This is a genomic window from Mycobacterium timonense, assembly GCF_025821985.1.
Classification (GTDB): Bacteria; Actinomycetota; Actinomycetes; order Mycobacteriales; family Mycobacteriaceae; genus Mycobacterium; species Mycobacterium avium.
The window spans coordinates 97,259-103,985 of sequence record NZ_JACKSY010000040.1 but is presented as its reverse complement, the minus strand read 5'-3'; the positions used below and the strand labels follow the sequence as shown (position 1 = coordinate 103,985).

Sequence of the window (6,727 nt, the reverse complement as noted above, 5' to 3'; positions counted from 1 at the left end):
ACCGTCACTATCCAAGCCGGCAAGCACACCCTGACCGCTGCTGAACCGCCACCACCCGACCTCGCCGAAATCCTCGCAAACATCCACAGCCTACGTGCGCACTAGCCTGATAAAAGTCGGGTCGGCCGCGGTTTCGGTTTAAAGTCTGTCGGCCGAACCGAAGGCTGCTCAGCATCTGCGAGTACTGCATAGGAGTACACCAAATTTGCGATTGGCGATTCGTAGAGCTTAAGCTTCTCATCCTTAGACCACTGATCCATAAATGCGCGGATTAGCCTCGGATAGATCGGGGCATCGCCAAAATTTTTACGCTCGTAGAATGCAGTGGCGAGCATCTGGAGAATGTTGACGGTCTCCGAGTAGAGGTGAGTCCGTGCACTGTCGGCCGGATCGGGAGTTTTGCCCTTGAAGACTTTCCATGAGCGTTGACGGATCAAATTATGGAGACTAACTAACAGGAGTAACAAGCTCGATAACCACTGCTGGCCATCAATGACGGTGAGAACCTTGGATGGCACCTCCGGCTTGACGATGGGAAGTACCGTCACGTGATTTACGTCGTGGATCGTGATTACCGTCCCAAGGAACGTGAAACTGTCGGGTGCCTCAGCAAGGTTTTTCAACCCGTGGAGCGTGTCGTCAAGAAGCTTTTCGACCTTGTTTTTATCCCAACCGTACGGACGCTGGTACGGCGGCAGGTACAGTCCAAGTCCGTTGTCGGACAGCAACTCGCGAAGACTGCGGCTTTGAGCCTCGAAGATTTCCTTAGCTTGTATGGGCATGCACGTACAACTTTCTGATAGCTACCAGGTGGGGTGGGCGAGATATGTAAGAAGCGCTGAGGGAGCTTCCCTTCTGTTTAAGACACCGGCGGCTGCTGTGTCTAGGTTTTCCGGCAGATGAGGTTCACGACCTTGACCTGTAAGGGGGTACTGCTCGCTTCGACCGTCGAGGCGCTATCGGTTTGCAATCTCGATTTGACGATCCTGGACGCAACGAAAGGGTTGCGTGCCGCATGCGTCGTGTAGACATTGCTCGAGCGGGGCGACCTCCATCCGCGACGTGCAGGATCCGCGTGGCGAAGTTGCTACTGGTGTGCTCATGTCCGGTTGCTGTCGAGCGGACCCATTGAGCTAATCCGCAGATGGCCACCATCTCTCATCACGCAGCGGCCCAGCATCTTCGTTGTGTCAGGTGCAAACAACTTGTGGTCGGCATCGACGACTGCGCTTGCTGAAATTCCCCACTGACACTCATCGAAATTCTCCACCCGTGTGGCTCCGCCGAGAATACTACTCAGGAGGTCGCAATCCTAAGTTTTTTAATACAGTTGCGCGGCAGCCGAATCCGGTTTGGCGGCTTGGTCAGGCGATTGCGCGCGCCTCTCATGCCTCGATTTGCCACACCGTCAGACCCGAATAATCGCCAGGTTCGCCGCGCCGTCGAGTGCGGCGAAGTCGTCATCCTGGGTGATGACGGGCAGTCCCCGCGATGCCGCGATCGCCGCGATCCACAGATCATTGGCCCGCATCCGCCGTCCAGCCTCGGCTAGGTGGATCCGCAACCTTGCCCACATGCGGGCTGCGTCGTCGTCGACTGGCAACATTTCCATATCCGCTATCGATTCCAGCGTTGCGAGGCGTTGCGCCCGAACGTCGGACGTCGTCGCGGCTAATACGCCGGCGTGAAGTTCGGCAAGGGTGATGACGGTGGTGGCTACCTCGTCGGGGATTCGCGCCTCGTCCAGGTGCCGTCCGCTTTCGGACGCGACGAACACCGAGGTGTCGAGCACCCCGGCCGCCGGCCTTGCAGTCATCGGATCGGACCGAGGTCCTCAGTGGTGTCGCCTGCAAGGGTTGCGAGGTCTTGGCGTAGCCCGGGATCGGCTTGCGCGCGGCGCAAGCGCGACAGCAACTCCGCCTTGCTCAGCCACCGCCGTCGCTGCGGCCGCAGCGCGGTCAGCATCGCGACGGCTCGGCCGTTGACGGTGATGGTGACATCCTCACCTTCCCGCACGCGCTGCAGCACCCCCGCCGTATCGTTGCGCAGCTCGCGAGACGCTACTTCAGACATGCTACAAACGTAGCACAATTGTAGCCCTTCCGGGAGCGGCCAAGTTCGTCCTGCCCAAAGTCACTCTGAGAGGACGTGTTTGGTGACGGGCAATCGCTTCGACCGAGCGCCGTCTCCATGACGAGACCATCTCATCCGGCACCGACAACATCGCCTTGTCGCCCGCATCCGGCCGACCGACTAATGCCTCCCCGGCAATGCCGCCAACCAACCCTCCGACAGCAACTCCAACAACTGCCCATCCGGATCTCGGATCATCGCGGCGCCATCGGACACGCTCCCGTCGACCACCGCTCCCCCAAACTCGCGCACCCGGGCCAACACACCCGGCAGGTCGGACACCGAGAACGAGATGTGCGTCAGCCCGATCTGATCCATCACCCGCTCCGAGCCGGCATGAACCCGGCGCTTGGAGTAGTCGATCAGCTCGAGCACCAGGCCGTCGCGCACCAGATATGTCGCGTGCACGCCGAGCGGCTCGGGCAGCCCCACCAGCTGAGCGGTCCGATCGTCCGGCGGGTCGATCTCCCACCAAAACTGGAAACCCAGCAGACCCTCGTAGAACCGGCGGGAGCGCTCCCGATCCGCCACGCATAACCCAACGTGATTAAAAACCGTGCGATGGCTCGTCATGGCAACCTTCCCGCAGCAAGTCGGACCGAACCGGCCCTGCCCGACGCCGCCCGGCGTCGAGGCCCCTACTGCAACCAGCTGGAACGCGTAATAATGCAAAACATAAACCAATAGCCGCCCGCTTCCGCCGAATACGCAAATCACCTTCCGTTGGAGGGCTTTTCGATGGCCACACGTCCGAACGTCAGCCCCGACGCGATCGTCGACTTCGACCATCACTCCGACGCGTTCAACCTCAACGAACTGGCCGTCAACGCCGAACTGCGGCAACGATGTCCGGTCGCGTGGAACGAGAACTACGGCGGGTTCTGGTTCCTCAGCAGCTACGACGCCGTCAGCCAAACCGCCCGCAACGGCGACACTTTCGCCCACAAGTACGAGCCGAACGCCGCCGACGGCGTGGACTACCAGGGCGAGATGGGCGTCCCGCGCCCCGAATGCCAACCGGCCCTGGGCCTCGGCGAGGTCGACGGCCCCTACCACCAAGCGCTACGCCACGCGCTGGCCCCGTTCTTCTCCCCCGGCGCCGTGGAGAAACTCAAGCAGTTCATGGAGCAATCCGCCCACTGGTTCCTCGACCAACAAATAACCACCGGGCAGATGGACCTGGTGCTCGACTACGCCAGCCCCGTCCCGGCCATCCTCACCATGAAGCTGATGGGCCTGCCCTACGACAACTGGCACCTGTACGCCAACCTGTTTCACTCGGTCATGGCCGTCTCCCAGGACAGCGACGAGTACGCCGCCGCGATCGCCAAAGTGCCGGCGATGATGCACGAAGTCCTCGACTACGCCGCCACCCGACGCGCGAAACCGGAAGAAGACCTGACCAGCTTCCTCATTCGATTCGAGTTCGACGGCCACCGCCTCACCGACGAGCAGCTGCTCAACATCCTGTGGAACCTGATCGGCGGCGGCGTCGACACCACCACCTCGCAGACCGCGCTGACCCTGCTGCACCTGGGCACCCACCCCGGCCTCCGGCAGCAACTCATCGACCACCCCGAGCTCTACCGCACCGCCACCGACGAATTCCTGCGCTACTTCTCGGTCAACCAAACCCTCAGTCGCACAGTCACTCACGACGTTGTCCTGGCGGGCCAACGGCTGCGCAAGAACGACCGCGTCGTCATCAGCTGGCTGTCGGCCAACCACGACGAAAACGAATTCGACCGGCCCGACGAGATCATCCTCGACCGCGCACCCAACCGGCACGTCGCCTTCGGCCTGGGTCCGCACCGCTGCATCGGCTCCCACCTCGCGCGGCTGATGTCGGAGGTGACGGTCAGGGCGGTTCTTGACCGCATCCCGGACTACCAGGTCGACGTCGAAAACGTGCACCAATACCTGGGCAACCCCAGCATGACCGGCCTGGGCCAGCTGCCGGTCACCTTCGCACCCGGAAAGAGCCGCAAAACATTGCGTCCGTGGTGATCCCGTATCGCTACACGCAACGGCCCCATTGGCCGCTTCGACAGGAGTGCTATCACATCCGCTAGCAGATTTGGGAGTGATCTCATGGTAGGCAAACCGGCACCCATGTGACCGATGATGCCCATGAGACTCCCGTAACACCCCCAAGAGCCGGCGCAAACGACCCGTCCCAACACGCCCCCCAAAAAACCGTGCCGATTACGACGCCGTCGCGTACTGCAGCACCGGCTCGGACGAGTCGACGTGCCCGAAGCTGATGATCCGCAACCGATTCGGCCGCACCTCGTAGACGACGCCGTCGACGGGATTGGTGACGTCGAACCCGTCCTCCACCCGCTCGGCGTTGGACAGCTCGATGTGGGCGCCGTCGCGAATCCGCTCGCCGCGGTAGTAGTAACTGCCGCTGAGGTTTTGACACACCACGGCCAGCGACTTGGCCGTGCGCACCACCGCGGCGGGCGGGTTGCCCGGGTCGCAGCGCGCCGTCTCGCCGATGAACCCCAGCCCGTCGGCGCCGGTCACCGGACGCGACAGCGTCGGAGTCAGCGGTGGCGGCGGGGTCGTCGGGGGCGGGGGCGCCAACGCGCGCGTGGGCGGGGCCGGCGGCGGGGCCGAATTGTTGTGACGAGTCCCCACAACGGTTTTCACCGACAGCACCACCCCGGCGATCAACATCAGCACCGCCACCGCGGTCACCACCACGGGCAGCCGGCCCGCCGGCCCGCGCGGCGGTCGCTCGGCAGCAGGGGGCGGCCCCAAGGTGTCGTCCGGGTCGTCGAACTGCGCCGGCGGCGTCGGCAACGGACGGGGCCCGCCGAGCCCGGGCGCCGCCGACACCGGCTCGTAGGCCGCGAACACCGCCTCGCTGGCCGCCCGGGCCAGCTCGCCGGCGGACGCGAATCGCGCGCTTCGCTGCTTGGCCATCCCCCGGGTGATGATGTCGTCAAACGCCCGGCCGACACCGCGGCGCATGATGCTGGGCCGGGGCGCCGGCGACAGCAGGTGCGCGCTCCTCAGCTCCCCCGGGTCGGCACCCTCGAATGGTGGCTGACCCGTGAGGCATTCGTAGAGCACACACGCCAGTGAGTAGATGTCGGTCTGCGGCCCGAGGCTTCCGGTGGTGAACCGTTCGGGCGCCATGTAGGTGCGCGAAAGCTTCTCGTCGCCGGCGGCCTGGGCCAGCCCGAAGTCGGCGAGATAGGTGAAGTGGTCGTGGGTCAGCAGGATGTTCTCCGGTTTGACGTCCAGGTGCATCAGCCCGGCGGCGTGCGCGGCGTCCAGTGCGCGCGCCACCTGCCCGGTGATCGACGCCGCCCGCGACGGCTCCAGCCCGCCCTGCTCGCGCAGCAACTCCTTGAGGCTGCCCCCGTCGTCGACCAGCTGCATGTCGATGAACGGCACGCCGTCGATCTCGCCGAAGTCATGCAGCGGCAGCACGTGCGGCTCCTGCAGCCGCGTCACCGCCCGGCACTCGCGCCAAAGACGTTGCCGGAAACCAGCATCCAACTCGCCCCGCAACAGCTTGAGCGCGACCAACCGGTCCTTGACCGTGTCGTAGGCACGGTAGACCTCGCCCAACGTCCCGGCGCCGATCAGCGATCGCAGCTCGTACGGCCCGAACCGGGTGCCAAGCCGCGACCCGCGGGACGAGGAGCTCACCAGAACTGTCCTTTCTCACCACTCTCACGACGGTTCAGCCCGCGTGTTCCCGAATCGGGCGTCGAGCTAACGTGGCCAACCTCACGCGTGTCGCTACCGCGGCGCCCCCGCGCGCGCCACGCCATCCCACCCTAGCCGCAACGACATTCGACATGGGCCGGGCCAAGGCCGCCTGATCCGGTGCCGTTGGGCCCATTAGCGAGGCCCGACCACCATGGGCATCAAATAGTTGCGCACGTAACTGCGGGTGTCGTCGACGGTGGCGAGGTTGATGCTGGTGTGCGGCGTGACAATGAACGACAGCGTCAGCCGGGTGTGCAGTTCCGCGACCGTGCGCAGGTGCCGCTCCTGGGACGGGGTGGTCTCCGTGCCGTAGAGCTCCCTGCGCAGCAGCCCGACGGTGTACTCGATGGCGTAGTCAAGGATGACGCCTGCGTCAACGGTCAGGCTGGGCAGGATCGTCTCGGGCTCGGTGCGCAGCAACTTCTTCAGCAGCGCGTGTTCGCGCATGAAGGTCACCGAGAACACCGTGCTGTTGACCATGCGGTCCTCGAACGTCGCGCCCTGCGCCCAGGCCTGCGCGTCCCCCTCGAGGTAGCGGCGCGCCTCGGCCAGCACCACGGCGTCGACGAGCGCCGCCTTGGTCGGGAACCGCCGGTACAGGGTGGCGCGCCCGACGCCGCTGCGCCGGGCCACGTCCTCCATGGTGGTGCGGCGCATCCCGACGAGTTCGGCCTGTTCGAGGGTGGCGGCCAGAATTCGGGCGGTGATCTCGTCGGGGTTGTCGACCTGGGCGAGGACGACGGGGTCGGGTTCGGTGAGTCGTCGCACGAACTCCGCCGTTCGCGTCGAGGTCATGCATCCCTCCTTGCCCGCCGGCCGCGGCCGTCGTATCGTGACGGACGAGCCATCTGAGACATTTAGAGTT

7 protein-coding genes are annotated in these 6,727 nt (G+C 64.5%); 1 reads left to right on the top strand and 6 read right to left on the bottom strand.

The window, feature by feature from the left end; all coding sequences use genetic code 11:
• Window positions 1-101: 101 nt before the first annotated feature.
• The 4 genes from H7I87_RS11650 to H7I87_RS11635 form a co-directional block, all read right to left on the bottom strand.
• A complete protein-coding gene (locus tag H7I87_RS11650) occupies window positions 102-782 on the bottom strand; it encodes a DUF262 domain-containing protein (RefSeq protein ID WP_196759537.1) in 681 nt (226 codons plus the stop codon).
• A 626-nt stretch (window positions 783-1,408) separates the two neighbouring features.
• Complete coding sequence (locus H7I87_RS11645; protein ID WP_033726814.1) at window positions 1,409-1,816, bottom strand: type II toxin-antitoxin system VapC family toxin; 408 nt, start codon at window positions 1,814-1,816, stop codon at window positions 1,409-1,411.
• Window positions 1,813-2,073: a type II toxin-antitoxin system Phd/YefM family antitoxin gene (locus H7I87_RS11640; protein WP_033726813.1), complete on the bottom strand. Its 261-nt coding sequence runs from the start codon at window positions 2,071-2,073 to the stop codon at window positions 1,813-1,815. The genes H7I87_RS11645 and H7I87_RS11640 overlap by 4 nt, the downstream gene beginning before the upstream one ends.
• Window positions 2,074-2,253: 180 nt before the next feature.
• The gene (locus H7I87_RS11635; protein WP_033726812.1) at window positions 2,254-2,706 is read right to left on the bottom strand and encodes a VOC family protein; all 453 of its coding nucleotides are present in this window, start codon (window positions 2,704-2,706) and stop codon (window positions 2,254-2,256) included.
• Window positions 2,707-2,871: 165 nt separating this feature from the next.
• Here H7I87_RS11635 and H7I87_RS11630 point away from each other — a divergent pair, with 165 nt between their 5' ends.
• Entirely contained in the window at window positions 2,872-4,140 is a 1,269-nt protein-coding gene (locus H7I87_RS11630) for a cytochrome P450 (protein ID WP_033726811.1), read from the top strand.
• 198 nt (window positions 4,141-4,338) lie between these two features.
• Here H7I87_RS11630 and H7I87_RS11625 read toward each other — a convergent pair whose 3' ends face one another.
• Both H7I87_RS11625 and H7I87_RS11620 read right to left on the bottom strand, forming a co-directional pair.
• Window positions 4,339-5,799, bottom strand: a complete 1,461-nt coding sequence (locus tag H7I87_RS11625; protein ID WP_033726809.1) for a serine/threonine-protein kinase — start codon at window positions 5,797-5,799, stop codon at window positions 4,339-4,341.
• A 195-nt stretch (window positions 5,800-5,994) separates the two neighbouring features.
• Window positions 5,995-6,657, bottom strand: coding sequence for a TetR/AcrR family transcriptional regulator (locus H7I87_RS11620; protein WP_023865707.1), 663 nt, complete (start codon window positions 6,655-6,657; stop codon window positions 5,995-5,997).
• Between the last annotated feature and the right edge of the window lie 70 nt (window positions 6,658-6,727).